Annotated in this window: 25 protein-coding genes; 11 read left to right on the top strand and 14 right to left on the bottom strand. The window is 71.3% G+C overall.

Features of this window, described 5'->3' with window-relative positions; genetic code table 11:
• Nucleotides 1-76: 76 nt before the first annotated feature.
• Both BR39_RS0107905 and BR39_RS0107900 read right to left on the bottom strand, forming a co-directional pair.
• Nucleotides 77-2,221, bottom strand: a complete 2,145-nt coding sequence (locus tag BR39_RS0107905; RefSeq protein ID WP_029909477.1) for a prolyl oligopeptidase family protein — start codon at nt 2,219-2,221, stop codon at nt 77-79.
• 102 nt (nt 2,222-2,323) lie between these two features.
• The gene (locus tag BR39_RS0107900) at nt 2,324-3,121 is read right to left on the bottom strand and encodes a potassium channel family protein (RefSeq protein ID WP_029909474.1); all 798 of its coding nucleotides are present in this window, start codon (nt 3,119-3,121) and stop codon (nt 2,324-2,326) included.
• A gap of 708 nt (nt 3,122-3,829) precedes the next feature.
• Between BR39_RS0107900 and dapF the strand changes: the two genes are divergently transcribed.
• The 5 genes from dapF to BR39_RS0107875 are packed head-to-tail and all read left to right on the top strand — an operon-like array spanning nt 3,830 to nt 8,430.
• On the top strand, nt 3,830-4,684 hold the full coding sequence (gene dapF, locus BR39_RS0107895; RefSeq protein ID WP_029909470.1) for a diaminopimelate epimerase: 855 nt from the start codon (nt 3,830-3,832) through the stop codon (nt 4,682-4,684).
• Nucleotides 4,597-5,523, top strand: coding sequence for an SDR family NAD(P)-dependent oxidoreductase (locus BR39_RS0107890; RefSeq protein ID WP_197026654.1), 927 nt, complete (start codon nt 4,597-4,599; stop codon nt 5,521-5,523). The genes dapF and BR39_RS0107890 overlap by 88 nt, the downstream gene beginning before the upstream one ends.
• Complete coding sequence (mtaB, locus tag BR39_RS0107885; protein WP_029909467.1) at nt 5,520-6,857, top strand: tRNA (N(6)-L-threonylcarbamoyladenosine(37)-C(2))-methylthiotransferase MtaB; 1,338 nt, start codon at nt 5,520-5,522, stop codon at nt 6,855-6,857. The genes BR39_RS0107890 and mtaB overlap by 4 nt, the downstream gene beginning before the upstream one ends.
• A complete protein-coding gene (locus BR39_RS0107880; protein WP_051695263.1) occupies nt 6,854-7,969 on the top strand; it encodes an endonuclease/exonuclease/phosphatase family protein in 1,116 nt (371 codons plus the stop codon). The genes mtaB and BR39_RS0107880 overlap by 4 nt, the downstream gene beginning before the upstream one ends.
• Nucleotides 7,966-8,430 carry a GFA family protein gene (locus tag BR39_RS0107875; RefSeq protein ID WP_029909463.1) on the top strand — a complete coding sequence of 155 codons (465 nt, stop codon included), beginning with the start codon at nt 7,966-7,968 and terminating at the stop codon, nt 8,428-8,430. Before BR39_RS0107880 ends, BR39_RS0107875 begins: the two co-directional genes overlap by 4 nt.
• On the opposite strand, the gene BR39_RS0107870 is transcribed toward BR39_RS0107875, so the two are convergent.
• Nucleotides 8,396-8,959: a hypothetical protein gene (locus BR39_RS0107870; RefSeq protein ID WP_029909461.1), complete on the bottom strand. Its 564-nt coding sequence runs from the start codon at nt 8,957-8,959 to the stop codon at nt 8,396-8,398. The genes BR39_RS0107875 and BR39_RS0107870 overlap by 35 nt on opposite strands.
• Entirely contained in the window at nt 8,956-9,585 is a 630-nt protein-coding gene (locus tag BR39_RS0107865) for a trimeric intracellular cation channel family protein (RefSeq protein WP_029909459.1), read from the bottom strand. The genes BR39_RS0107870 and BR39_RS0107865 overlap by 4 nt, the downstream gene beginning before the upstream one ends.
• Nucleotides 9,586-9,620: 35 nt before the next feature.
• Here BR39_RS0107865 and ftsY point away from each other — a divergent pair, with 35 nt between their 5' ends.
• The 4 genes from ftsY (at nt 9,621) to BR39_RS26410 (ending at nt 12,355) form a co-directional block, all read left to right on the top strand.
• Nucleotides 9,621-10,562 carry a signal recognition particle-docking protein FtsY gene (gene ftsY, locus BR39_RS0107860; protein WP_029909457.1) on the top strand — a complete coding sequence of 314 codons (942 nt, stop codon included), beginning with the start codon at nt 9,621-9,623 and terminating at the stop codon, nt 10,560-10,562.
• A 3-nt stretch (nt 10,563-10,565) separates the two neighbouring features.
• Complete coding sequence (locus BR39_RS0107855) at nt 10,566-11,177, top strand: septation protein IspZ (protein WP_029909455.1); 612 nt, start codon at nt 10,566-10,568, stop codon at nt 11,175-11,177.
• A 157-nt stretch (nt 11,178-11,334) separates the two neighbouring features.
• Nucleotides 11,335-11,928: a MarR family winged helix-turn-helix transcriptional regulator gene (locus BR39_RS0107850; RefSeq protein ID WP_029909452.1), complete on the top strand. Its 594-nt coding sequence runs from the start codon at nt 11,335-11,337 to the stop codon at nt 11,926-11,928.
• Nucleotides 11,929-12,244: 316 nt separating this feature from the next.
• A complete protein-coding gene (locus BR39_RS26410; protein WP_156035616.1) occupies nt 12,245-12,355 on the top strand; it encodes a hypothetical protein in 111 nt (36 codons plus the stop codon).
• Between the two features lie 23 nt (nt 12,356-12,378).
• Here BR39_RS26410 and BR39_RS0107840 read toward each other — a convergent pair whose 3' ends face one another.
• The 9 genes from BR39_RS0107840 to BR39_RS0107800 all read right to left on the bottom strand — a co-directional run bounded on the left by BR39_RS0107840 (nt 12,379) and on the right by BR39_RS0107800 (nt 24,789).
• Nucleotides 12,379-13,476: a Gfo/Idh/MocA family protein gene (locus BR39_RS0107840; RefSeq protein WP_029909449.1), complete on the bottom strand. Its 1,098-nt coding sequence runs from the start codon at nt 13,474-13,476 to the stop codon at nt 12,379-12,381.
• Between the two features lie 29 nt (nt 13,477-13,505).
• Nucleotides 13,506-14,414: an alpha/beta hydrolase gene (locus BR39_RS0107835; RefSeq protein ID WP_029909447.1), complete on the bottom strand. Its 909-nt coding sequence runs from the start codon at nt 14,412-14,414 to the stop codon at nt 13,506-13,508.
• Between the two features lie 174 nt (nt 14,415-14,588).
• The gene (gene trxA, locus BR39_RS0107830) at nt 14,589-14,924 is read right to left on the bottom strand and encodes a thioredoxin (protein ID WP_029909446.1); all 336 of its coding nucleotides are present in this window, start codon (nt 14,922-14,924) and stop codon (nt 14,589-14,591) included.
• Between the two features lie 116 nt (nt 14,925-15,040).
• Nucleotides 15,041-18,526, bottom strand: coding sequence for a double-strand break repair helicase AddA (gene addA / locus BR39_RS0107825; protein ID WP_029909444.1), 3,486 nt, complete (start codon nt 18,524-18,526; stop codon nt 15,041-15,043).
• A gap of 142 nt (nt 18,527-18,668) precedes the next feature.
• Nucleotides 18,669-21,653, bottom strand: coding sequence for a double-strand break repair protein AddB (addB, locus tag BR39_RS0107820; protein ID WP_029909442.1), 2,985 nt, complete (start codon nt 21,651-21,653; stop codon nt 18,669-18,671).
• Nucleotides 21,654-21,655: 2 nt separating this feature from the next.
• A complete protein-coding gene (murU, locus tag BR39_RS0107815) occupies nt 21,656-22,372 on the bottom strand; it encodes an N-acetylmuramate alpha-1-phosphate uridylyltransferase MurU (RefSeq protein ID WP_029909440.1) in 717 nt (238 codons plus the stop codon).
• A gap of 29 nt (nt 22,373-22,401) precedes the next feature.
• Nucleotides 22,402-23,493, bottom strand: a complete 1,092-nt coding sequence (amgK, locus tag BR39_RS0107810; RefSeq protein WP_231499411.1) for an N-acetylmuramate/N-acetylglucosamine kinase AmgK — start codon at nt 23,491-23,493, stop codon at nt 22,402-22,404.
• A complete protein-coding gene (gene tsaE, locus BR39_RS0107805; protein ID WP_029909951.1) occupies nt 23,483-23,938 on the bottom strand; it encodes a tRNA (adenosine(37)-N6)-threonylcarbamoyltransferase complex ATPase subunit type 1 TsaE in 456 nt (151 codons plus the stop codon). Before tsaE ends, amgK begins: the two co-directional genes overlap by 11 nt.
• Nucleotides 23,935-24,789, bottom strand: coding sequence for a 1-acyl-sn-glycerol-3-phosphate acyltransferase (locus tag BR39_RS0107800; protein ID WP_156035614.1), 855 nt, complete (start codon nt 24,787-24,789; stop codon nt 23,935-23,937). The genes tsaE and BR39_RS0107800 overlap by 4 nt, the downstream gene beginning before the upstream one ends.
• A 104-nt stretch (nt 24,790-24,893) precedes the next feature.
• Here BR39_RS0107800 and BR39_RS0107795 point away from each other — a divergent pair, with 104 nt between their 5' ends.
• Both BR39_RS0107795 and BR39_RS0107790 read left to right on the top strand, forming a co-directional pair.
• Nucleotides 24,894-25,529 carry a hypothetical protein gene (locus tag BR39_RS0107795; protein ID WP_029909434.1) on the top strand — a complete coding sequence of 212 codons (636 nt, stop codon included), beginning with the start codon at nt 24,894-24,896 and terminating at the stop codon, nt 25,527-25,529.
• Nucleotides 25,529-26,065: a DUF3916 domain-containing protein gene (locus tag BR39_RS0107790; RefSeq protein ID WP_029909432.1), complete on the top strand. Its 537-nt coding sequence runs from the start codon at nt 25,529-25,531 to the stop codon at nt 26,063-26,065. The genes BR39_RS0107795 and BR39_RS0107790 overlap by 1 nt, the downstream gene beginning before the upstream one ends.
• On the opposite strand, the gene BR39_RS0107785 is transcribed toward BR39_RS0107790, so the two are convergent.
• Nucleotides 26,062-26,250: a hypothetical protein gene (locus BR39_RS0107785; protein ID WP_029909430.1), complete on the bottom strand. Its 189-nt coding sequence runs from the start codon at nt 26,248-26,250 to the stop codon at nt 26,062-26,064. The two genes, BR39_RS0107790 and BR39_RS0107785, sit on opposite strands and share 4 nt — an antisense overlap.
• Between the last annotated feature and the right edge of the window lie 88 nt (nt 26,251-26,338).

Below are 26,338 nucleotides of genomic sequence, written 5' to 3'. Positions count from 1 at the left end.
ACGGATACTGGCCCCGATAGATTGAACTAGGGTTTACGGCCCGGAAAACATGACGCTCCGGGCCGTCCATGCCCCGTCAGTCCATCAGCTTCTTCGACAGGTAGACATATTCCAGGGCCTGGCGCCGGGCCGTCTCGGCCAGGTTGGCGCTGGCCGCGTGGCCGCCGTCGATGTTCTCGTAGTACAGCACCGGATAGCCCAACGCCTCCAGCCGCGCGGCCGCCTTGCGGGCGTGGGCCGGGTGGACGCGGTCGTCCTTGGTCGAGGTCTCGATGAACACCTCCGGATATTTCTGGCCGGCCTTGAGGTTGGAATAGGGGTCGTACTTGGCGATCACCGCCCGCTCGGACGGGATGGTCGGATCGCCGTACTCGCCCACCCACGAGGCCCCGGCCCCGATCTGGGTGTAGCGGATCATGTCGAACAGCGGCACCTGCACGACGATGGCGTTGTAGAGCTCGGGCCGCTGGGTCAGGGCCACGCCCATCAGCAGGCCGCCGTTGCTGCCGCCCATGATCCCCAGCCGGCGCGGCGAGGTGATCTTGCGGGTGATCAGGTCCTGGGAGACGGCGAAGAAGTCGTCATAGACCCGCTGGCGGTTCTCCTTGAGGCCGGCGTTGTGCCAGGCGGGCCCGAACTCGCCGCCGCCGCGGATGTTGGCCACCACATAGGTGCCGCCGCGCTCCAGCCACAGCTTGCCCATCACCCCCGAATAGGCCGGGGTCATCGAGGCCTGGAAGCCGCCATAGGCGTAGAGCAGGGTCGGCGCCTGGCCGTCGTACTTCACGCCCTTGGGCCGGACCACGAAGTAGGGGACCTTGGTCCCGTCCTTGCTGGTCGCCTCGAACTGTTCGACCACGTGGGTCGAGGCGTCGAAGCGGGCCGGCGAGGCCTTGACCTGCTCCAGCTTCAGCGAGGCGGCGTCGGCCAGCCAGTAGGTCGAGGGGGTCAGATAGCCGGTCACGCTGACGAACAGACGGTCGTCCTTCTGCGAGGCCGAGCCCAGGCCGATCGTCGAATTGGCCGGCAGGGCCAGCTTCTGCGAGGTCCAGCCCTTGGGGCCGTGGCTGTAGGCCAGGGCCGCGCCGGTGACGTTGTCGAGCAGGCCGACCACCAGCTTGTCGCGGGTGGTGGTGACGCTCTCGACCGATTGCCTGGCGGTGGGGCGCAGCACCAGGACGGGCGCGGGCTTGGCCGGGTCGGCCTTCAGGGCCGCCAGGTCCAGACTGATCAGGTCGCCGGTCTTGAAGCCCTTCTCGGGCCAGTCCTGCTCCAGCGACATCACCAGCTGGCCGGCGACATAGCCCTGGATCGAGTGCTTGAGCGGGAAGGGCAGCTTCACCGCGCCCTTGTCGGTCAGCAGATGGGTCTCGGCCTCGAAGAAGCTGACCCCGCGATTGGCCAGCACGGCCACGACCTTCCCGTCGGCGTCGGTCAGGGTGTAGGCCGAGGCCGAGACGTCCTCCGGCGTGCCCCGGAACAGCTCCTTGGCCTCGGCCAGGGCCTGGCCGCGCTTCAGCGTCTTGACCACGTAGGGATAGCCCGACTGGGTCACCTGGCCCGGCTCCCATTCGCGGGCCACCAGCAGGGTGTCCTGGTCCAGCCAGCTGACGTTCTGCTTGCCCTCGGGCAGGACGAAGCCGCCGGGCACGAAGGCCTTGGTCCTGGTGTCGAACTCGCGGATCGTCACCGCGTCCTTGCCGCCGTTCGACAGGGTGACCAGGCAGCGGGTCTCGTCGGGCGGCAGGCAGCCGGCGCCCTTGAACACCCAGTTGGCGTTCTCGGCCTTGGCCAGGGCGTCGATGTCGAGGATCGTCTCCCAGGCGGGCGTGGCGGTGCGGTAACTGTCCAGCGTGGTCGCGCGCCAGAGGCCGCGCACGTGGTCGGCGTCCTGCCAGAAGTTGCGCAGGGTCCCGTCGCCGGCGAACGACACGCCGGGCACCCGGTCCTTGGCGTTGAGGATGGCCAGGGCCTGGCCTTCCAGGCCGGCGTAGCGGCTGTCGCCCTGCAGCACGCCCAGGCTGCGGGTGTTCTCGGCCTTGGCCCAGGCCAGCGGCTTTTCGCCCTCGATCTCCTCCATCCACTTGTAGGGATCGTCCTTGCCCAGCTCGGCCAGGGGCGTGCGGGCTTCGGTGTTGGCGGGAGCGGGATCGGCGGCTTGGGCGTCGGAGAAGGTCATCAGGCTCGTGGAGGCGAGGAGGGCGAGAAGCAGACTGCGCATCTGGGGATCCGGCGACTGTCGTGACAGGGGTGACCGCGCGAAGCGGCGCTTTATGGATCGTGACGGTATCGCAAAAGCCGCCGGGCGCCAGACCTCGCTCGGCTAATCGCCGTCGTTGGGGATGTTCAGCACCTGGCCGCACGCCTTGCAGTGCACGGCGTCGGGGTCGTGCTTGCGCAGGCCGCAGCACGGGCAGGGGAAGGTCACCTTGTGCGGCCGCAGGATCGACTGGATCAGGCCGATGAACAGCGACACCCCGCCCAGCATCACCGCCATCGACAGGAGCTTGCCCCAGACCCCCGGCAGGGTGACGTCGCCATAGCCGGTGGTCGTCAGGCTGGTGACGGTGAAATAGAGGGCGTCCACATAGCCGCCGATGCCCGCGTGCCGTCCGGCGAAGCTGGAATAGACGAAGCCCGTCACCACGAAGACGAAAGTCACCAGGGTGGAGGCCGCGCGGGTGATCTGCTCCACCCGGGTGTCGTCGTATCGCCGGCCGACCGTGCGCCAGAAGAACTCGCTGTGGATCAGGGTCCACAGCCGCACCACCCGCAGGAAGCCGAAATTGAACAGCCAGGCCGGGAACAGCAGGGTGGCCAGCACGAACAGGTCGATCCAGGTGATCGGCTTCTTCAGCCAGGCCTTGATCTCGCCGTGGGCGACGGCCCGGGCCAGGAGGTCCAGGGCCAGGAAGGCCGCCACCCCGTAGTCGATCGCATAGAAGGTCCAGCCGTGCCGGCGCATCAGCGGCGCGGCGACGAAGAAGGCGATGATCGCCAGGTCGATGACGATGATCCCGTAGCGGAACCGCACCGAGGTGGGCGAGGCGCCGTGATAGAGGGCGCGCAGTCGGGCTCTGAGACGCAGGCCGTCGGTGTTCTCGGCTGTCAAACGGACCATCCCGCGGCGACGCATGGGGCTTGACCATAGAACGACGAGAGACGGGGTCGAGACCCATGCGGGCCGATCTTTGTCTGTCTTTCGGTGTTCGAGCCAGACCGATCACGGATTCATGGCGTCGGCCCGGCTCGCCAGCAGGCCCGGCCGATGCGACTTGATCTCCTCCCGCCAGGTCAGCAGGGCGGTCCTGTCCTTTCCCGCCGCTAGCGGGGATAAAGGCGGCTCGATCCCCGCGCGGGGACATGCCCTCGCGGCGTGTCCCCAAGACCGGGCTCGGTGCGAAACCTGGGGACACGCCACAAGGGCATGTCCCCGGCCTGCGCTCACCTCCACCGTCCGTCATCCTCGGACTTGTTCCGAGGACCCCTGCTTCAGCCGCGCAGAAGGACGATCCGTGGAGCGGCGAGGTCGCGGCCTCTCCTCAACCGACAAACCCGCCGACAGAGGGGTCCTCGGAACAAGTCCGAGGATGACGGTTGAAAGGCGGGGCTCTTCACGTCGAAGACCGGCTGAACAACCGTGCTTCATCCGGCGAGGGTGTAACCACTCACCCTCCCATGGCTTCGCCATGGGCCCCTCCCTCTCTCAATGAGAGAGGGGATATGACGCTTCGTCGTGAGTGCATGTCTCCCGAAAACCCACGCTCAAAACGCCGCAGTCGACCCCAGCCTCTGACTCGCGCGCGGTTTTCCACTATATAGCCCGGCCATGAGCCGCACCTTCCTCAAGATGAACGGGCTCGGGAACGACTTCGTCGTGATCGAGACCCTGACCCAGCCCTTCAATCCGACCCCGGACGAGATCCGCGCGATCGCGAAACGGGGCGACGGCGGGATCGGCTGCGACCAGGTGATCGCCATCGACCCGCCGCGCGCCGAGGGCGCTTCGGCCTATGTGCGGTTCTGGAATTCGGACGGCGAGGAGACCGGCGCCTGCGGTAACGGCACCCGCTGCGTGGCGTGGCTGCTGATGCAGTCGGCCAAAAAGGACGCCGTGGCCTTCGACACCGTGGCCGGGCGCCTGTCGGGCGTGATGGCCGGCGACAAGCTGGTGACCGTCGACATGGGCCGGCCGGGGCTGGACTGGACCCAGATCCCGCTCTCCGAGGAGATGGACACCGCCCGGGTCGAGCTGCAGGTCGGCCCGATCGACGCGCCGTGGGTCCACACCCCGGTCTGCGTGTCGATGGGCAATCCGCATGTCGTCTTCTTCGTCGACGCCCCGGTCAGCGACGAGTTCGCCACCAAGACCGGCAGCCTGGTCGAGCATCACCCGCTGTTCCCCGAAGGCGTCAACGTCGGCTTCGCCCATGTCGTCTCCCGCGACCACATCGAACTGAAGGTCTGGGAACGCGGCGCGGGCCTGACCGCCGCCTGCGGCACCGGGGCCTGCGCGGCCCAGGTCGCCGCCGTGCGTCGCGGCCTGATCGACCGCAAGGCCAAGGTCGAGTTCGAGAGCGGCGCCCTGACCATCGAATGGCGCGAGGACGACGGCCACGTGATCATGACCGGTCCCGTGACCATGGAGTTCGTCGGCAAGCTGCCGGAGCCCGTGGCCGCATGACGATCCATCCCGCCATCGGTCCCGGCAAGACGGCCGTGGTGACCGGCGCGGCCGACGGCATCGGCCTGGCCGCCGCCCAGGCCTTCGCCGCCCAGGGCATGAACGTGGTCCTGGCCGACATCATGGGCCGGGCCCTGAAGAAGGCCGCCGACGCCATCGGCGACAAGGCCCTGGCCGTCGAGACCGACGTCTCGGACCGCGCCCAGGTCCAGGCCCTGCGCGACGCGGCCGTCGAGACGTTCGGCGCGATCGACGTGCTGATGAACAACGCCGGCGTGGGCGGCGGGGGCGACGCCTTCTCGGGCGAGGATCCGTGGAAGCGCGTGCTGGACGTCAACCTGTGGGGCGTGATCAACGGCGTCCAGGTGATCGGCGAGGAAATGGCGGCCAGCGGCCGTCCGGGCCTGATCATCAACACCGGCTCCAAGCAGGGGATCACCCAGCCGCCGGGGAACACCGCGTATAACGTCAGCAAGTCGGCGGTGAAGGCCCTGACCGAAGGTCTGGCCCACAGCCTGCGCGAGATCGTCGACTGCCAGGTGGACGCCCGCCTGCTGATCCCCGGCTACGTCTTCACCGGCATGACCCGCCGCGGCGGTCCCAAGCCGGACGGCGCCTGGACGCCCGAGCAGACCGTGCAGTTCATGCTCGACAGCATCGCCCGCGGCGACTTCTACATCCTGTGCCCCGACAACGACGTGCCGCGCGCGCTGGACGAGAAGCGCATGGCCTGGGCCATGGGCGACGTCATCGAGAACCGCCCGGCCCTGTCGCGCTGGCACCCCGACTGGAAGGACGCCTTCGCGGAATTCATCGCTTCGGGCGTTGAGAAGCCGTGACGACCTATACGCTCATCTCCCGTCCCCCCACGCCCAAGCCTGAAGTGGGCGAGGAAGGCGGACCGGCCACGACGATGTCGGGGCCCGACGGCGTCGACGTCGTCACGTTCGGCTGCCGGCTGAACGCCTACGAGTCCGAGGCCATCCGGGCGCGGGCCTCGGCCGACGGCCTGGCCGACGCGGTGGTGTTCAACACCTGCGCGGTGACCAACGAGGCCGTGCGCCAGGCCCGCCAGGCGATCCGCAAGGCCCGCCGCGAACGGCCGGACGCCCGGCTGATCGTCACCGGCTGCGCCGCCCAGATCGACCCCGCCGCCTTCGCCGCCATGCCCGAGGTCGACCTGGTGCTGGGCAACGCCGAGAAGGCCGCGCCGGGCGCCCTGCTCGACACCTCCACCCGCGTGCGGGTCAACGACATCATGTCGATCAAGGAGACCGCCGGTCACCTGATCGCCGGCCTCAAGGATCGCGCCCGGGCCTATGTCGAGGTCCAGAACGGCTGCGATCACCGCTGCACCTTCTGCATCATTCCCTACGGCCGCGGGAACTCCCGCTCGGCCCCGGCCGGCGAGGTGGTCGAGCAGGTGCGCCGCCTGTCCGCCGAGGGCTATCGCGAGGTGGTGCTGACCGGCGTCGACGTCACCTCGTGGGGCGCCGACCTGCCCGGGCAACCGACCCTGGGCCAGCTGGTGGGCCGCATCCTGCGCATGGTCCCCGACCTGCCGCGCTTGCGCCTGTCGTCGATCGACGCGGCCGAGATCGATCCGGACCTGTTCAAGCTGCTGGAGACCGAGCCGCGCCTGATGCCGTATCTGCATCTGAGCCTGCAGGCCGGCGACAACCTGGTGCTCAAGCGCATGAAGCGCCGGCACAGCCGCGAGGACGCCCTGAGGCTGGTGTCCGAGGTGCGCCGCGTGCGCCCCGACACCGCCTTCGGCGCCGACCTGATCGCCGGCTTCCCGACCGAGAGCGACGAGGCCTTCGAGAACACTCTGAAGCTGGTCGAGGAGGCGGGTCTGGCCTTCCTGCACGTCTTCCCCTACAGCGCGCGCCCCGGCACGCCCGCCGCCCGCATGCCGCCGGTGAAGGGGCCGCTGATCAAGGACCGCGCCCGCCGCCTGCGCGAGGCGGGCCAGGCCGGGCTCGAGCGCCACCTCCAGCGCCAGGTCGGCCGCGTGCTGTCGGGCCTGGTCGAGCGCGACGGTGTGGCCCGGGCCGAGGACTTCACCGAGATCGCGTTCGATGGGTCCGCCCCCCAGGGCGAGATCGCCGCCTTCCGCGTGGTCGGCCATGACGGCGCGCGGGTGATCGCGGAGCTCGCCGCCCAGGGATGATCGTCCGTCGCGTCCTGACCGCCGTGCTCGCCGCGACCCTGCTGTCGCCGGCCGCGGCCTCCTTCGCCCAGGTCAGGACCCAGGACATCCCGATCGTGCCGGCCATCCCGGCCCCGACGACCGAGGAGACGCCGCCGACCCCCTTCACGCCCAGCGGTCCGATCCAGCCGGTCGAGTTCAGCGTGATGACCTACAATGTCGAGGGCCTGCCCTGGCCGGTGCGGATGGGGCGCGGCTCCAAGCTCAAGGCCATCGGCCGCGAGCTGGCCGCCCTGCGCGAGAAGGGCCTGCAGCCCGACGTCGTCCTGCTGCAGGAGGGGTTCCGCGACGAGGTCTCCGACCTGATCGAGCTGTCCGGCTATCCGTACGTCGCCAAGGGCCCGCGCAAGAAGCAGCGCGATCCCAACCCGTTCGCGAAGGACGACCGGCCGCGCTACAAGAAGGTCAAGTACATCCGCAAGGGCGAGGGCTGGGGCAAGTGGGGCTCCAGCGGCCTTTGGGTGCTGAGCGACCACCCGATCAACTGGGTCAAGTCGCACGCCTACCGCTACTGCGCGGGCCTGGACTGCCTGGCCAACAAGGGCGTCATGCTGGTCAGCCTGCAGGTGCCGGGCCTGCCCACGCCGGTCGAGATCGCCGACACCCATCTCAATTCCAAGGGCGCCTCGGGCGTGCCGCGCAACCGCAACCGCATGGCCCACCACCTCCAGGCCGAGGAGCTGGGCCACTTCATGGAGACCGACCGCACGCCGGGCGCGCCCCTGATCGTCGGCGGCGACTTCAATGTCATGCACGCCCCGGACCGCTACGACTACGTGATGCAGCGCTATCCGTTCGACGTGGTCAGCCAGGTCTGCTTCCAGACGCCCGACAGCTGCGACGCCAAGATCAGCGCCGACGGCGATGCGCCCTGGCTCGACACCCAGGACCTGATCGGCTTCAAGCAGGGCGACCGGGTGGCGATCCGGCCGGTCCAGGTGGAGGCGCGGTTCGACGGCTCGACCACCGGCGGGCCGGTGCTGTCCGACCACGACGCCTATGAAGTGACCTTCCGCCTGACGCCGGTCCCGGTGCTGGCGATCCCGCCGCGCAAGCCCCGAGGTTCGCCATGACCGACGCGCCAATTCTGACCGGGACGTCCCTGACCGGAGGCTGCCAGTGCGGCGCCGTGCGTTTCCGGGTCGAGGGCCAGCCGGGACGCGCCTCGATCTGCTGGTGCCGCATGTGCCAGAAGGCCTTCGCCGGGCCGTTCGGGGCGCTGGTGACGGTGAAGGTCGAGGGCCTCACCTGGACCCGGGGCCAGCGCTCGACGTTCCAGAGCTCCGACGCCGTCAAGCGCGGCTTCTGCGCCGCCTGCGGCACGCCCCTCTCCTTCGAATGGAGCGCCGACAAGATCGACCTGGCCACCTTCGCCTTCGACGATCCGTCCAAGGTCGAGCCCGGCGTCCAGCTGGCCGTCGAGAGCCGTCCCGCCTGGACCGAGCACCTGGCCGACCTGCCGGTGCGCCCGCCCGCCGGCGGCCCGGCCGTGGCGGTGGTCAGCCGCCAGCACCCGGATCATGAGACGCCCTGACCCGCAGGCGCTCCAGCCGCTCGATCAGGTCCGGCGGGACCCAGCCGTAGTTGTCCAGATGCGCCGCCCCGATGTGGACCCGTCGGGCGGTCAGCGGGGCCTCGACCGCCCAGAACCGCCGCCGCAGCTCGAAGGTGAGGTTGTAGGGCCGTCTCCAGCCCGTCTGGCGGATGCGGCGGACCGCCGACCAGGGCACGGTCTCGCGGCGCAGGGTGGGATCGAACCGCAGCCCCTCGGCGTCCGCGACCAGCAGCGGCCGGCGGTCCAGCGCCCGCAGCAGCGCCCCGAAGCCCCGGGCGCAAAGCCAGATCGCGAACCAGGACAGGGCGAGGGTGACGACGACGAGATCGGACGTGGCCGGCGACAGGAACGGGATCCGCACCCCGGGAGCGGCCGGCGCGGCGTCGGGAAAGATCAGGAAGTAAAGGCCGAAGCCCAGGGTCACGACGGCCAGCGGCAGGGCGGCGGCGAACGTCATCACGTTCACGACCGTCCGCGCCGGGATGACGACTTCCGTTTCCCCGCTCACTCGGGCTCGTCCTCGCCCTGCCGGAAGCCCGGCAGGCTCCAGCCGAACTTGATGGCGCAGGCCCGCAGGCCGAAGGCGGCGCCGAAGCCGGCCAGGCCGGCCGGCCAGAAGGCGACGTGCAGCACCGTCAGCACCGCGAACACCGTCGCGCCGACCAGGGCGGCGGTGATGTAGATCTCGCGGCGCAGCAGCAGGTTCGGTTCGTGGGCCAGCACGTCGCGGATCACCCCGCCGAAGGCGGTGGTCAGTACGCCCATGACGATCGCCGTGAACGGATGGACGCCCAGGCTCAGGGCCTTGGCCGTGCCGACCACGCAGTAGGCGGCCATGCCCAGGGCGTCCAGCCACAGCAGGGCCCGGAACCGCCAGCCGCGCTGGCCCAGCAGCCAGACCCCGACTGCGGCCGCCAGGCAGACGATCACGTAGCCGGGCCGCTGGATCCAGAACACCGGCGCGTCGATCAGCAGGTCGCGCAAGGTGCCGCCCCCCACGCCCGTGATCGCCGCGAAGAAGCCGAAGGTGATGATGTCGTGCTTGCGATGGGCGGCGGCCAACGCGCCCGTCGCCCCAAAGACGGCGACGGCGGCGTAGTCCAGCCAGAATAACGTGGTCGAAAGCGCGTCCATTGGCGTTTCATGCCACGGCCAGCTAAAGGAACACCATGAGCGAAAAGCCCGAGCAGAAAAAAGGCTGGTTCCAGCGGCTGACCGCCGGCCTGGCCCGGTCGTCCCAGCAGATGACCGAGCAGGTCACCGGCGCCTTCACCAAGAAGCCGCTGGACCAGGAGCAGCTGGACCAGCTGGAGGAGATGCTGATCGAGGCCGATCTGGGGCCCCAGATCGCCGCCCGCATCGCCGACGCCTTCGGCAAGGCCCGGTTCGGCAAGTCGTCGACCGACATCGAGGTCAAGGAGGCCCTGGCCGAGCTGGTCGCCGCCGAGCTGACCGACCGCGAGGGCGTGTTCGACCCGCTGTCGGGCCCCAAGCCCTATGTGGTGCTGTTCATCGGCGTCAACGGCTCGGGCAAGACCACCACCCTGGGCAAGATCGCGTCCGACCTGACGGCCAAGAAGGCCAAGGTGCTGATCGCCGCCGGCGACACCTTCCGCGCCGCCGCCGTCGAGCAGCTGAAGGTCTGGGCCGACCGGGCCGGGGCCGACTTCATGTCCAAGCCGCCCGGCGCCGACGCCGCCGCCCTGGCCTTCGAGGCCGTCGAGCGCGCCCAGGCCGAGGGCCACGACGTGGTGCTGATCGACACCGCCGGCCGCCTGCAGAACAAGCAGGGCCTGATGGACGAGCTGCTCAAGGTGATCCGGGTGCTCAAGAAGGTCGATCCCGACGCCCCGCACGAGACCCTGCTGGTGCTGGACGCCACGGTCGGCCGCAACGCCCTGGCCCAGGAGAAGATCTTCGGCAACCAGGTGGGCGTCTCGGGCATCGTCATGACCAAGCTGGACGGCACCGCCCGCGGCGGGGTGCTGGTGCCGGTGGCCCGCGCCAGCGACAGCCCGATCAAGCTGATCGGCGTGGGCGAGGGGGTCGACGACCTGCAGCCGTTCGACGCCCGGGCCTTCTCGCGTTCGCTGGTGGGCCTGGAGGACTAGCCGATGACCGACACGCCTCCCGCCCCCGCCAAGAAGAACGCCGCCTGGGTGCGCACCGCCATCGACTACGGCGCGCCCGTCGCGTTCGGCGTCGCCTTCTTCGCCACCAAGAACTTCCAGACCGCCACCTGGGTGCTGGTCGCCGCCTCGGCCCTGGCCCTGATCCTGGGCTATGTGGTCGAGCGCCGCGTGGCCCTGCTGCCGCTGTTCTCCGGCGTCATGGCCCTGATCTTCGGGACCCTGGGCCTGGTGTTCCACAGCGACGTGTTCGTGAAGGTCAAGGTCACGGTGGTCAACGCCGCCCTGGCCGTCTTCATGATCGGCGGCGTCGTCACCGGCCGCGCGCCGCTGAAGGCCCTGATGGGCGAGGCCGTGCACCTGCCCGACGCGGCCTGGCGCACCCTGACCCTGCGCTACGGCGGCTATTTCGCCTTCGCCGCCGCGGCCAACGAGCTGGTCCGCCTGACCCAGACCACCGACATGTGGGTCAAGTTCCGCATCGGCCTCCTGCCCCTGGCCCTGCTGTTCTCGCTCAGCCAGGTGCCCTTCATGATGAAGCACATCGCCAAGGGCGACGAGGCCAAGACCCCCGAGCCGCCAGACGCGGGGTTCTAGTCCGGGCTTTGATCTCATCGATCCGCTCATCCCGGCATTCGCCGGGATGAGCGGTGTTGGGCAAACCTAATCGGCAGCCCACGGACCGTCTGTCGTCAAAACGACGTCTAAGCGTGGTACATAAAGGTCCGTCGGCGGAAACGAGGGACGACGGACCATGGCCAAGACCAAGGGCGACGCTAAACGCGATGGGGGCGAAGCCAAGGCTGAGCACGGCGGGGCCCTGGCCCGGTCGCCCAGTCACCTCCTTCACCGGGTCCTGCAACTGGCCCTCGACATCTACGCCGAGGAGAGCGGCGCGGGCGGCGTCACCCAGCGCCAGTACGCGGTGCTGGCCGCCGTGGCCGAGAACGAGGGCGTCACCCAGACGGGCCTGGTCCGCGCCACCGGCATCGACCGCTCCACCCTGGCCGACATGGTCGCCCGGATGATCACCAAGGGCCACCTGGAGCGCCACCGCTCCGACCAGGACGCCCGCGCCAACACCGTCAGCCTGACCCCCGCCGGCGCCGCCGTGCTGGAGGAGAGCCGCCCCAAGGTGGCCATGGCCGACGCCCGCATTCTCGCGTTGCTCAAGCCCAGCAAGCGCGAGGGCTTCCTGGAGCTGCTGGCCGACATGGCCGTGTCCGACGTCCACGCCGAACCGGAAGCCAAGGCCAAGAAGGCCAAGGCCCCGAAGGCCGAAAAGGCCGCCCACGGCAAGAAGGACAAGAAGCCCAAGAAGGAAAAGGCCGCGAAGAAGGCGGCTTGATCCGGCTCCGCCGCAACGACGGGGACACGTACTCACGGCAGGGCCTTGCGGGTCGAGCCCCGGCCGTGGCGTGAGTACGTGTCCCCTCCTTCGGTCACAGCGCCAGAGGGCCAGCTCCCGAACCCAGCGGACGACTTGGGGGACACGCACTCACCCCCGGCCTTCGCGCGAAGCCGGCAAGGCCCTGCCGTGAGTGCGCGTCCCCGGCAAAACCCTTAGGTCCTCGCCCGCCCAGGCCCTAGGGTGCGGCCACGCCGGAGGGCGGCTCGGCCTGCCGGACCTCCCTGGCGCGCGAGCGTCCAGGCAGGAAACCACGATGGCCAAGGGTCAGAAGAAGTCCAACAAGGAAGTCCGCAAACCCAAGGCGGACAAGAAGACGCCCCCGGTCTCGGTCTCGCCGTTCATCGTCACCCCGGGGAAGAAGTAGGCGGGGGCGGCGTCCACGCCGCCCTAGAGCCTTATCGTGGTCCCCTCGCGCGCCGACCGGTAGATCGCCTCGATGATCCGCATGTCGCGCAGGCCTTCCTCGCCCGAGACGATCGGCGACCGGTCGGCCGCGATGCAGTCCGCCATGTGGTCAAGCTGGCCGGCGAACTGGGTCTTGGCCGGTCCGGGCGGCGGCGCGATCTCCTGCGAGCGGCCGTCCTTGCCGGTCCAGAGGCGATTGCCGTCGTAGCGGGTGGCGGGCTCCAGCTCGATCCGCCCCTTGTCGCCCATCAGCAGCACGTGGTTCTGGTTGGCGCTGTAGGTCGACAGGCAGCTGGCGATCGCCCCGGAGGGGAACTTCAGCAGCCACTCGATCATGTCCTCCACCTCGGTGAACCGGGGATCGGCGCGATCGGTGGACTCGCGGGCGGTGACGGCGATCGGCTCCTCGCCGGTCATGTAGCGGGCGGCCTGCAGGCTGTAGACCCCCATGTCCATCAGCGATCCGCCCCCCGCCAGGGCCTTCTTCAGCCGCCACTTGGACGGGTCGCCCTGCACGAAGCCGTGCTCGGAGCGCACATAGCGGGTCTTGCCGGCGGCGCCCGCGCGGGCCAGGCGCATGGCCTCCAGGTTGGTGGCCTCGAAGTGGCAGCGGTAGCCGATCATCAGCTTGCGCCCCGCCGCCTTGCAGGCGGCGATCATCGCCTCGCACTCGGCGACCGAGGTCGCCATCGGCTTCTCGCACATCACGTGCTTGCCCGCCTTGGCGGCGCGGATCGTGTACTCCGCGTGCATGGAATTGGGCAGGATCACGTAGACGACGTCGACGTCGGGGTTGTCGCGGATCTTGTCGAAGGTCTCGTAGGAATAGATCGAGCGCTCCGGCACGCCGTATTTCGCCGCGGTCGCGCGGGCCTTGGCCGGGTCGCCGCTGACCAGGGCCGTGACCCGGCTGTGCTCGCAATTGACGAACTGCGGCAGGATCACGTTGAGGCCGTAATAGCCCAGGCCGACGATGGCGTAGCCGACCTTGCGGTCGCCTGCGGCGCGGGCCCGTCCCCCGGCCGAGGCGACGGCGAGAGAGGCGGCGGCGAGAAGGAGGTCGCGGCGTCCGATGTCCATGGTCGTGGTCCCGGTGATTGGCGGCGGCATTAGGGTTTGAAGGGCTTGGGGTCGGTCAAGGGCCGTTCGTGCAGCCAGCCGCCGTCGCCCAGCCAGTCGGCCAGGCGGTCGGGCCAGTGCAGGATCGACAGGCTCTCGGAGTGGGCGGCGATGTTGAAGCCGTGGTCCATGTCGGCGAACATGTGCAGCTCGGCCGACACCCCGGCCTTGCGGAGCTGGTCGTAGAGGGTCAGGGCCGGTTCGGCGCAGCACGCGTCCAGCGAGCCGGCGGCGATGAAGGCCGGCGGGGCGCCGGCGGCGGCCTGGGCGGGGACGCCCAGCGGGCCGGGATAGACCAGCACCTGGAAGTCGGGACGGGCGCTGACCGCGTCGAGCGGGTCGCCCGAGGGCGGCTCCTGCGGGGCGGGGTTGTCGGCGACCAGCGAGACCAGCTCGCCGCCGGCCGAGAAGCCCATCACCCCGATGCGGCGGGGGTCCACCCCGTAGCGGGCGGCGTTGGCCCGCACCCAGCGGACCGCCCGGCGCAGATCGGCGGCGGCGTCGCGGTCGATCGCATAGGTCGACCCCGCCTCGCGGGCCAGCCGGTACTTCAGGACGAAGGCGGTGACGCCGTAGCGGTTCAGCGCCTTGGCCGGTCCGGAGCCCTCGTTGACGAAGACCAGCATGCGATGGCCGCCGCCCGGCACGATGATGACCGCCGCGCCGTTGGCGTGGCGCGGGTCGGCGGGGAACACCGTCAGGGACGGGCTGTGGACGTTGCGCACATAGGTGTTCTCGACGATCTCGGGCTCGCTTGACCTCTGCCCCACGCCGGGCGCGCCACGCGGCCAGAGCGTGACCGTCGCCGGCGCGCCGGCGACCGCAGACGGGGCCTGCGCCGGCGCCGCGGGCGTCGCCCCGGCCAGGAGCGCTGCGAGGACGACGGCTTGGACGAACATGGGGAGCCTCCCGAACGGCGCGCGCGGCTCGCCTTCGCGGCCCAGCCTTCACATTTTCGCGGCCGTTCCTACTGCGACCATGGTCTTAGGCCGGCTCTGGAGCCGTAAACGCAAACCGCCCGCCTCGCGAACGAGACGGGCGGCTTACAATCGGACTGTGGAGGCGGCTAAAGCCTAGGCGGGCTGGTGCACGCCGGCTTCGTTCAGCCACTCCAGGATCTTGGCCTTGGGCATGGCGCCGACCTTCATCGAGGCCATCTGGCCGCCGCGGAACAGCATCATGGTCGGGATGCCGCGCACGCCGTAGCGCGACGGGGTGGTGGGGCTGTCCTCGATATTGACCTTGGCCACGGTCACGGCATCGGCCAGTTCCTCGGAGATCTGCTCCAGGGCCGGGGCGATCTGCTTGCACGGGCCGCACCATTCGGCCCAGAAGTCGACCAGGACCGGCTTGTCGGCCTGCAGGACGTCCTTTTCGAAGGACGCATCGGTCACCGTCACGGTGCTCATCGTTTGGCTCCATCTGCGCCCGGACGATCGGGGCGCGTTAGAAAACTGCTCGGGCTGGGGATTCGCTCCCCGTCTTGCGCCAAGATTTAGGGGCCCTGGTCCCCCTCGGCAATGATCTAGAACAACCGGGCCAGGGCGGCGGCCATCACCTTTTCTGGAACCGCCATGAGTTTGGGACCGTCGGTCCACACGATCGCGGCCTCGATCGGGCGGTCGGGGAACACCTCGGCCAGCACGGCGGCGTAGACCGCCATCTGGGCCAGATAGGCCGGATCGGCGTTCTCGATGCGGTCGGGCGAGGGGCGGTTGGTCTTGTAATCGACGACCAGGACGCGCTCGGGCGTCACCACCAGCCGGTCCACGCGGCCGGCGATCCGCAGCTCGGCCGGCAGGGTCGCCGCGCCGCCGGCCACCGAGACCTCGGCCCGCGAGCCGGGGCCGAACACGGCGGCGAAGCGGTCGTCTTCCAGCACGCCGAAGGCCGCGGACGCCATTTCCGCGCGCTGGTCGTCGGTCAGGTCGCGCTCGGCCGCCAGCAGCCGCGCGGCGGCGGCCCGGCGGGCGGCGGGCTCCAGGTCCGGCAGCAGCTGCAGCAGCCGGTGGACGATCTCGCCGCGCCGGTAGCGGCCCAGGCCCGACACCTGGGCCAGGGGCGAGGGCGCGCTGCCCCGGGCCTCGTCCTCCAGGGTCGAGGGGGCGGCGTAGCGGGCGGCGGGCGTCTCGGGCGCGGCCGGGGCCAGGGTCCAGGCGGGCGTGGGGACCTGCGCGGACGCCAGGCGCGGAGCCAGGGCCTCGGCGCGCATCGGGTCAGGGCCGAAGCGCAGGCGGCCCCCCATACCGGAAGGGTCGTCGATCTCCCGCACGCCCGGCGCGATGTCCTCGTGGGCGAAGGCCGCGCGGGCCGCCGCGTACCAGCCGCCGACGTTCTCGTCCTTGGTGCGGGCGTCGATCCGGCCGCACAGCACCAGGCGGTCCCGCGCCCGGGTCAGGGCTACGTAGTAGAGCCGCAGGGCCTCCTCGGCGTCCTTCCTCTCGCGCATCTCGCGGGCCTCGGCCGACGCGGCGCAGTCGTTGGCCTTGCTGGCGCACCACAGGAAACCGCCGTCGGCCGTGCGCATCAGCGGCGAGCCGCGCGCGCCGCCCTTCATCGTCGTTTCGGGCAGGAAGACGATCGGCGCCTCCAGGCCCTTGGAGCCGTGGGCGGTCATCACCCGCACCTCGTGGCGCGCGCCCTCCATCTCGCGTTTGACCACGATGTCCAGGCTGGCGAAGTCGGCGACCAGGGCCTCCAGGTCGCGCACCCCGCGCTGCTCGGCGGCCAGGACCTGGGCCAGGAACTCGTCCAGCGCCTCGGCGGCCTCCTCGCCCAGGCGGGTCAGCACCTTGGCGCGGTTGGAGCGGACGCTGTCGTCCACCCGGCCCAGCAGCAGGGCGTAGAACTCGAACGGCTGCTTGCGGCGGCTCTCGGCCAGGGCCCAGCGCAGCAGGTCGCGGGCGGCGGACCAGTTCGGCCGTTCGGCCGCGCGGTCGTTGACCGCCCGCCACAGCGTCGAGGACCGCCCCTTGGCCAGGGCGTAGAGGTCGTCGTCCGACAGGCCGCAGAACGGACTCTTCAGCAGGGCCGCCAGGGTCAGGTCGTCGTCGGGGAACAGGCAGAACCGGCCCAGGGCCAGGAGGTCGTCGAACACGATGTGGGCCGACAGGCTCAGGCGGTCGGCCCCGGCCACCGGCACGCCGCGCCGCTTCAGGGCCCGCAGCACCTCCTCGAACAGCGCCTTGCGCCGCCGCACCAGCACCAGGATGTCGCCCGGATGGGCCGGACGCCACAGCTTCGTCTCCTTGTCGAACACCGCGTCGCCGCGCCGGATCAGGGCCTGGATCTCGGCGGCGATCTTTTCGGCCAGGCGGCGGTTGGCGCCCTGCTCGCTCTCGGCGTCCAGCGGGGCGTCCCAGGCCTCGCGCTCCTCGCCGGGCAGCTCGCGCTCCAGCGGCCAGAGGTCGACGCAGCCCTTGTGCTCCACGCGGAACGGCTGGTGGCGCACCAGGTCCTCGCCGGCCGGGGCGGGCACGCCGGACCGCGTCTCGGGCGCCGAGAACAGGGCGTCGACGAAGCTCAGCACCTCCACGGTCGAGCGGTACGACATGGTCAGGGGCACGGCCTTGCCGACCCGTTCGGCGGCGGTGATCTGGGCGATGTAGCCTTGCGTCTCGGCCAGCAGGCGCTGGGGATCGGCGCCCTGGAACGAATAGATCGACTGCTTCTCGTCGCCGACCACGAACAGGGTGCGGTGGTCGCGCGCCTCGCCCGCGTGCTGCGAACGCCAGCGCACGGCGCCCTCGCCGGCGAAGAAGTCCGAGGTCAGGGCCCGCAGGATCGCCCACTGCTCGGGGGCGGTGTCCTGGGCCTCGTCCAGCAGGATGTGGTCGATGCCGCCGTCCAGCTTGTACAGCACCCAGGCCGCGTCGACCTTCTGGGTCAGCAGCACGCGGGTGCGGTCGATCAGGTCGGCGAAGTCCAGGGCCCCGCGGGCGTCCTTCTCGATCTGGTGGCTGGTCACATAGAGCGCGGCTAGGCGCAGGGCGTCGGCGCTGTCCTCGGCCACCCGGGCGGCGCGCAGCCATTCGCGGGCCTCCTCCAGCCGCTCCTGCTCGGCCAGCAGGCGGGCGCGGAGGTCCTCCCGGCTCTTCAGCCCGGACGTCTTGGCCGGCCAGGTCGCGGGCGTGCCGGCGCCCTTCTCGGTGAACAGGGCGGCCAGGGCCTGGTCGAGGTCGGCGTCCGGATCGGTCGCCACCGCCAGCAACTGGCCGGCGCACTTGATGTCGGTCTTGGTTCCGTTCAGCAGCACGTCGGCCACCGAGCGCCAGAGGTCTCGGTCGAGCTCCGCCATCGCCTCGGCGACGACGGCCTCGACGCTGCTCGGCCCATAGTGGAAGCCGCAGACCTTCCAGACGTCCTCGACCGCGCCCGCCAGGCCGCCGACCCGCTCCAGATACTCGCCGACCGCCCCGCGCTGGGCCTCGAAGGCGGCGAACATCGCCTCGAAGCTGGCGAAGTCGAGGGCCACCGAGAAGCGGGCGTAGGCCTGGGCGAACGCATCGTCGTGGTCGGTGACCCAGGTCGCCACCTGCCGCAGGGCGCCCTGGGCGATGGCCGCCGAGGCGCTGTCGTCCATCACCTGGAAGCCCGGCGAGACCCCGGCCTCCAGCGGGAAGCGCCGCAGCAGCTTCTCGCAGAAGGCGTGGATGGTCTGGATCTTCAGCCCGCCCGGCGTCTCCAGCGCCTTGGCGAACAGGCCCCGGGCCTTGGACAGGGCGATGTGGTCGAAGCTCAAGGGATCGCGGCCCTCCAGGGCCCCAAGCTGCTCGCGCAGCTTGACGTCGGGGGTGACGCACCATTCGCCCAGGCGCTCGAACAGCCGGCGCTGCATCTCGGCGGCGGCGGCCTTGGTGTAGGTCACGCACAGGATCGCCTCGGGCTCGGCGCCGGCCAGCAGCAGGCGCGCGACCCGGTCGATCAGGGTCTTGGTCTTGCCCGAACCGGCGTTGGCCGTGACGAAGGCCGAGATGGCCGGGTCGGCGGCGATGCGCTGGGGGTCGATCATCGAGGACATCAAGATCCTCCCCTTCTGGGGGAGGTGTCGGCAAAGCCGACGGAGGGGGTCTTGCTGAGCCGGCGGGGATGAACCCCCTCCGGCCCTCTGGGCCACCTCCCCCAGGGGGGGAGGATCTGGTTGGGCGAACCGATCACTCCCCGCCCTCCCCGTCATCGCCGCTGGTCGACCATTCGAACACCCGCGCCAGGTGGCCGTAATCGCCCGTGTGGTCGTGCACGAACTGCGGGGCCACGCGCGACAGGTACGGCTGTTTCGGGTTGTCGTAGCGCTCGATCAGCTCGCGCAGGCCGTTCAGGGCCTTGATCGCCGCCTCCTGGGCCTCGATCCCGGCCGTCGCCCGCACCTCCTCGACGCCCGCCGGCTTGCGGCCGGTGACCCGCAGATAGGTCAGGTCGCCGGGTTCGCGCGGGCCGATGTCCGGAAAGCCGCCCTCGCGCAGGATCGCGGCGGTCAGGGTCAGTTGGGGCGAGAAGCCGGTCTCGACCTGCTTCTTCGACGGCGCGGCGCCGGTCTTGTAGTCGAGGATGTGGGCCAGGCCGTCGGCCGTGGGCTCGATGCGGTCGGCCTTGGCGGTGACGGTGAACGGCCGCCCGCCGATGTCGAAGGTCAGCTCGCCGGCCGCCTCGACCACGATCCGCTCGGCGCCCGCGCGGCGGCGGGTCTCCAGCTCGGCCACCCATAGCGCCGCCTCGCGGGCCAGGGCGCGTTCGCGGGCCAGGGCGGCGGCCGGCATGCCGGCCTTTTCCAGCTCGCCCAGATAGAGGCCTGCGAAGATCTCGGCGGCGTTCGCGGGGACGGGCCCTGGATGGTCCTCCGCGAATTTCTCGAACGCGGCGTGGATCGCCGTGCCGCGCGCCCGGGCTTCGACCGGCTCGTCGGGACGGTCCAGCGGATAGAGCTTGAGGATGTCGCGGGCCCAGACGGCGTAGGGGTCGCGGGTCAGGGCCTCGACCCGGGTGACGGCCATCTTGCGCGGGCGGTCGGCGACCGGCGGGGTCGGGGCGGGGCGCTTGATCGGCTCGTAGGGGCCGGGGGCGTCCAGGTCGCGGGCCCAGGCCAGCACGTCGGGGCGCTCGGTCAGGGTCAGGCCGGCGCCGCGCGCCAGGGTCTTCAGCCGCCACAGCCAGCGGCTCTCGACGGCCGGCGCGCCGCCGCGCCGCTCGCTGTGGACCAGGATCACGTCGGGCGCGCAGGCGGCCTGGGCGAAGTCGTGGGCGGTCAGGCCGATGCGGCGCTCGGGCGGCGGCAGGTTCAGCTTGGCCCGCATCGGCCGCGACAGGAACGGGTCGATCGGCGCGCCGCGCGGCCAGATCCCCTCCTCCAGGCCCGCCAGGATCAACCGGTCGGCCCGCACCATCCGCGCCTCGATGGCCCCGAAGATCCGCAGGCGCGGATGGGTGGCGCCGCCGGTGCGCAGGGTCTCCTCGTTGACCATGCGGTCGAACAGGTCGGCGAAGCCCTGGGCCGAGGCCGGCGGCAGGGCGACCCCGTCGGTGATCAGCGACGACAACAGGCCCGCCAGGCTCTCGCCCGCCGAGCCGGCCCACAGGTCGGTGGGATCGGCCAGGGCCTCCAGCGCCTCGACCAGGGCGCGGGCGGCCTCGGCCGGCGCACCGGCCTTCGGATCGGCGACATAGGGCAGGGCCACGCGATGGGCGGCGGCCAGGACGCGTTCGACCAGGGCCTTGGCGTCCGGATATTTCGCCAGCCGCTCCCGCAGCTGGGCGGCGTCTCGGGGGGCGGGGCCGCGCAGGCCGTATCGCTCCAGGTCGCGGGCGACGTCCAGGTCGCCGCGCAGCAGCGGATGCTTGGCCACGGCCAGCAGGCGGACCGGATCGAGCGGATCGACCGCCAGGCCCGCCACATGCTGGGCCAGGATTGCGGCGGCGCTGGCGGCCAGGGGCGCGCCGGCCGAGCTGTCGGGGATCACGCCCCAGCGCACCAGCCGGGCGTTGACCCGCCGGGCCAGTTCCTGGTCGGGGGTGACCATGGCGGCGGTCTGGCCGGGCGTCTCCAGGGCCTCGCGCAAGAGAAGCGCGCAGGCGACGGCCGCCTCCTCCTCGGTGCGGGCGTTGACCAGGGACAGGCCCTTCAGGCCCTCCTTGATCGGGTCCAGGCCCGGGGCCTCGGCGCGCAGCCGGTCGATCTGGGCCAGCCAGTCGGCGGTGGCCTGGGCCGGGCGCAGGGCCTCGTTGATCAGGCGGCGGCGCCAGCGGCCCCGGCTGTCGGCCTCGGGCCACCAGGGGCGGACGTCGGCGCGGGTGGCCCCGGCCCCGTCCAGCAGGCGCTTCATCGCCCCCTGCGGATGCTGCTCGCCCTGGACGCCGGCGATCTGGTCCCAGGCGTCGTCGGCCAGGCCGTCGTCCAGGCCCGGCAGCACGACCGCGCCCTGGGGGAGGTTGGCGATCACCCGCAGCAGGCGGGCGGTGGCCGGGGCCGTGCCGGTCGAGCCGGCGGCGACCAGCACGCCCTGGGGCGGGTTCAGCTCCCATTGATCGGAGAGCGCGTTGAGCAGCCGCACCCGCCGGTCGCTGACGTCGATCAGCCCCATCTCGTCCAGGCGTTTGGGCCAGGCGGTCAGCACCGCCTTCAGGAACCGCGCCGAGACCTGCCAGTGCTGGGCCAGGTCCCCCTCGGCCAGACCGTCCAGGCGGCCGTCGTCGGTGACCACCTCCTCGATCTGGCAGCTGTCGAGGAATTCGGAGAGCGCCTTGGCCATCTCCAGGGCCTGGCCGGCCTGGGGCTGGAACGACAGCAGGTGGGCGTGGTCGGCGACCAGCCGGGCCAGCTCGAACCGACGGCGGCGCGACGAGACGGCGGGCGGCAGGTCCAGCGCCAGCTCGCCCGGCTCGAACGGCGGCTCGCCCTCGTCCAGGTCGCCGAGGGGGCGAATCTGCGGCAGCAGCAGGGCCTTGCTTCCGCCTACCGCCAGGAAGGCGTCGGCCAGGGCGCGGGCGCCCCGGCGGGTGGGGGTCAGGACGGTGGCGGCGGGCAGGGCTTCGGGCCCCAGCGGCGCCAGGGCGTCCAGCAGCCCGCGCGCCAGGTCCTCGACGAAGGGCCGGTGGGCGGGGATCGAGAACCAGCGCGGCCCCGGGGTGTCGAAGGGGCCGGCCATGGTCAGCTGCGGCCCACTTCGCTGTGTTTGGCCAGCCGGGCCTCGGCCACGTCCCGGGCTCCCGGGTCGCCGACGTGCATCCACACGCCCTGCGGCGCCACGCCGTGCACGCGGTGGTCCTTGGCCAGGGCCTTCCAGATCGGCAGCAGCGAGAACGGTCCCTCGGGGCCGTCGGCCACGACCTGGGGCTTGCAGATGTGGACGCCCACATAGACCAGGGGCGCGGTCTCGCCGGGGTCCTTGAAGCGAACCACACCGTCGCCCAGGAACACGTCGCCGGTGTCGTGGAAGCCCAGGGATTCCGTGGTCGAGGCCAGCATCAGGCAGACGTCCATCCTGGCCGGGTCCCAGGCCCGGGCCACGGCCTCGATGGCCGAGGCGTCCTCGATCCAGACGGAGTCGATGTTGGCCACCCAGATCGGGGCGTCGCCCAGCAGCGGCAGGGCGTGCTTGACGCCGCCGCCGGTCTCCAGGGCCTGGGGCCGTTCGTCGGAGATGACGATGTGCGGCAGCGGATGGGTCTCGGCGCGGCGGACCAGGTGCTGCTCCAGCCGGTCGGCGAAATAGTGGACATTGACCACGGCGGTCTCGACCCCGGCGGCGGCCAGGCGGTCCAGCATGTGGTCGATCAGCGCCTTGCCGCCGACCTCGACCAGGGCTTTGGGCCGGTCGTCGGTCAGGGGGCGCATGCGGGTGCCCAGGCCGGCGGCCAGGACCATGGCGATCTTCGGGGCTTGGGGGGCGGCGTTCACCGACGGAACTCCGGCGGCACATACTTGTCGAACCAGGCCTTCAGCCCGGCCAGGGCCGGGTCCTGCAGGTTGCGCTCCAGATAGCGCCAGGTGCGCGGCATGTAGGACTCGTAGTGCGCCCGGCCCAGCAGGGCCTGGCGGGCGAACACCCGGCCCAGGATGCGCGCGGCGTTGGAGGCGGCCAGGGCGCGGTAGTCGGCGACGAAGGCGGCGCGGTCCACCTGCGGCCGGGCGGCCAGGTAGCGGTCCAGCATGGCCTGTTCCAGCTCGGGCGAGACGTCGCGGCGGGCGTCTTGCAGCAGGTGGGTCAGGTCCCAGGCGGGGTGGGCGCGCAGGGCGTCCTGGAAGTCCAGCAGGCCGACGCGGGCGACGCCGTCGCGACCGGGCAGCCACAGCAGGTTCTGGGCGTGATAGTCGCGGTGGGTGAAGACGCTGGCGCCGGCCTCGCCGCGCACCCAGACCGGGGCCCACAGGGCGTCCCATTCGGCCACGGCCTCGGGGCCGAAGGCGGGCATGCCCGCGAACTTCGGCCACCATTCCAGGAAGGTGTCGGTGGCGATCTTCAGGGCCAGGGTGTCGTAGGTCAGCAGGGGCCACGACACGCCGCCTTCCGCCGTCAGCACGTCGGGCGGGCTCTCGGCGTGCAGGGCCACCTGGACATCGACGGCGGCCTCGTACAGCGGGACCTCGTCCTGGCCCTCGGCGATCAGGGTGGCGTAGAGCCCTTCGCCCAGGTCCTCCAGCACCGCCAGGCCGGCCTCGATGTCGTGGGCCAGGACGGCCGGGGCCGACAGGCCGCGCGCGCGCAGATAGGCGGCCGTGGCCACGAAGGCGGCGACCGAGCCGGCCGCCAGGCGGGCGGCGGCGTTGTAGCCCAGGGCGATCCGCTCGGCCTCGCCGGCGCCGGGCGGACAGACCACGCTCTCCAGGGCCGGCGGCTGGTCCATGAAGATGAACCGCTCGTCGCCTCGGTGGAGGCGCTCGTAGACGCGGGTCGAGGCGTCGCCGCTGAGCAGCTCGCGGCGGGCGTCGCCGAAACCGGCCTTGGCCAGGAAGGCCGCCTTGAGGGTTTCGCGGTCAGAGCTCAAGGTTGCGTCCTTCGAAGGTTCCATGCGGGATCAGGGTGGCGCGGCGCGCCTGTCCATCCTCGCCCGTGGGGCTGATGTCTATAGCGAGTCGGTCGGCCGGCAGGCGGCCTTGCAGGCGCTGGGGCCATTCGATCAGGGCCGCGCCGTCCTCCAGCGCCTCTTCCAGCCCGATCTCGTAGGCCTCGTCCGGGTCGGTCAGGCGATAGAGGTCGAAATGGGCGACCGGGAAGTCGGGGCCGTCGTAGAACTGCACCAGGGTGAAGGTGGGGCTGGGCGCCTCCTCGTCGGGCGAGGTCAGGGCGCGGATAAGGGCGCGGGCCAGCGTCGATTTGCCGGCGCCAAGAGGGCCGCTCAAGCACAGGGCGTCGCCGGGCCGCAGCACAAGGGCGAGTTTCCGACCCAGGGCCTGGGTGGCGGCTTCATCAGGGAGGTCGATCTCGATCATCCGAACACCGCGTCGGGGTTGGTGGGCAGCACGCGCTCGACGAAGTGCTTGAGGGCGCCGGTGGCCATGGCCGCGTCGGGGTCCAGGGCCCTGGCCGGGATCGGCCGGCCGACGATCAGCGAGAACCGCCGCCCGCGCTTGTTGAGCATCTCGTGGAACAGGGTGATGTCGCGCAGCTCCTGGAAGCGGCCGTCGAACAGGTGGAACAGGGTCGACCAGGGGCCGGTCAGATGCATGGGCACGATCGGCGCCCCGCTCCAGCGGGCCATCGACACGGCCGAGGCCTGCCAGGGCTTGTCCGTCAGCCGGCCCTCGACGCGCGTGGCCAGGCGGCCGGCCGGGAAGATCATCAGGGCCTGCTCGGCCTTCAGCGCCGCGCGGGTGCGCTCCAGCACGCGGCGGGTGTCGGCCAGGGTGCGCTTGGCCTCGACCCATTCGATCGGGATCAGCGTCTCGTCCAGGCGCGGGCACACCCGCAGGGCGTCGGCGTTGGCGTAGAAGGTGATGTCGGGCCGGCGGGCCTTGAGGGCGTCGTAGACCGCCACCCCGTCGGCGATGCCGGTCGGGTGGTTGCAGATCACCAGGGCCGCGCCCTTGGCCGGCAGGTTCTCCAGGCCCCGGACATCGACGGCCAGGGCCAGCAGGCCGGAGACGTAGTCCAGCGCCTCGCGGCCGCTCATCGGGGCGACGGCCTCGGCCAGGGCGCGCGCCTTGCCGTAGCTGAGCAGGGCGTGCACCGGCCCGCGCGCCAGCGGCCAGGCCGGCGAGCCGCACAGCTTCGGCGCCCGCTCGGCGATCAGGGTGTCGATGATGTGGGGGCGGGCCGTGTCCTGGGCCTGCTGCATGGTCATCCGCCGAGTCTAGAGAAGGCCGGGCGCGGTTCCAAGGCGAGGCTGGAAATTTGACGGACCGGCCGCGACGTCGGACGTTGGGGTCGGAAGAGGGGAGTTCTCGCATGAAGCGTTTCGGTCGCTGGCTCGTCGCCGCCGTCGTCATCGCCGCCGTCGGGGCGGGGGTCTGGGCCTATTGGAACTACGACCTGCGCTGGCGGCCCAAGACGATCACCCGGAACCAGGCGGAGATCGCCAAGATCCTGGAGACCGCCGGCTGGGTGTCGCCGGGGCTGAAGGGCCAGAAGCTGTACATGGTCAGCTTCCGCACCTGCCCCGACTGCGTGCGGTTCAAGCAGGAGGAATATCCGGGCCTGCACAAGGCCGGGGTCGACACCCGGCTGATCGAGATCGCCCGCGCCGACCGCAACGGCGTGCCGAAATCCACGCCGGCCGAGCGGGCCACCGTGGCCGAGATGTGGGTCAACCGCAGCTGGGCGCTGTCGGAGAAATGGGACGCCACCCCGGTCGAGGCCTGGACGGCCGCCGGCATCGCCCCCGCCGACGGCGACGTGGCCCGCACCGCCGTGATCGAGGCCGGCCGCAAGACCGTCGAGGACCTGCGGCCGCTGCTCAAGGAGAACGGCGTGAGCTTCGCCTATCCGCTGCTGGTCTGGTGGACCAAGGACGGCACGATGAAGGCCTGCGCCTGCGAGCGGCGCGAGACCTACCGGTTCGTGCGGAAGGACCTGGGCGCCTAGTGCGGGTCCTCGACACCGTCCTGTCGGAAAGGCCGCGCTACGACGTCGTGCGCCGCATGCGGCGCCTCCGGTCCTGGGCCGCCGGCCTGGGCGAGGGCTTCGATTGGAAGCCGTACGAGGGCCGCGGCTACTTCCACTGGAAGCTGGCCCTGCCCTACGCGCTGGTCTCGGGGCCGACGGCGCGGCCGGCGCTCCAGAGCCGCGCGGCCCAGGTGCTGATCGACGCGGCCAGGACCCTGGCCGACCGGCGGCCGCCCGGCTTGGCCGGCGCGCGGGTGGCGGCGATCATCAACCTGCCCCACATGTTCGGCAGCGAGGTGTGCGTCTTCTTCGACGAGGCCTATTTCCGCGCCTTCGCGCCGCGCGACGACGAGGAGCAGACCTGGACGCCGGTCGAGGCCAGCCTCGCCCGACGCTGGGACCTTCGGCTCCCGCCGGGTTTCGGAGAGCGGGGCTTCGCCACCGAGCTGCGCGATTTCGATTTCGGCCCGCCGCATGTGGTGCGCGGCGAGGTCTGGATGATCGGCGAGGTCTAGACCGGCCGGCGGCTGATCTCGTCCTTGCGGGCCCGGCGGGTCTTGGAGCCGTGAACATGGTCGAGGTCGCCGTCGCGCGGCGGGGCGCCCGCGTCGAGCTCCAGGTTGTCGTCGTCCTCGTAGATCGCCCGGGTCTCGCCTTCGGGGGCGACGGTGGACGGGGTGCGGTCTTCGGGCTGGGCCATGACGGTCTCCTCTGACGTTTCAGGGACCAAACGACCTCGCCCCCGGTCACGTTTCATGACCGGGGGCGCGCATCGACCGCGGGAGGGT

It is taken from the genome of Caulobacter sp. UNC358MFTsu5.1, assembly GCF_000712075.1.
Taxonomy (GTDB): Bacteria; Pseudomonadota; Alphaproteobacteria; order Caulobacterales; family Caulobacteraceae; genus Caulobacter.
This window is presented reverse-complemented; position numbering and strand designations above follow the sequence as displayed.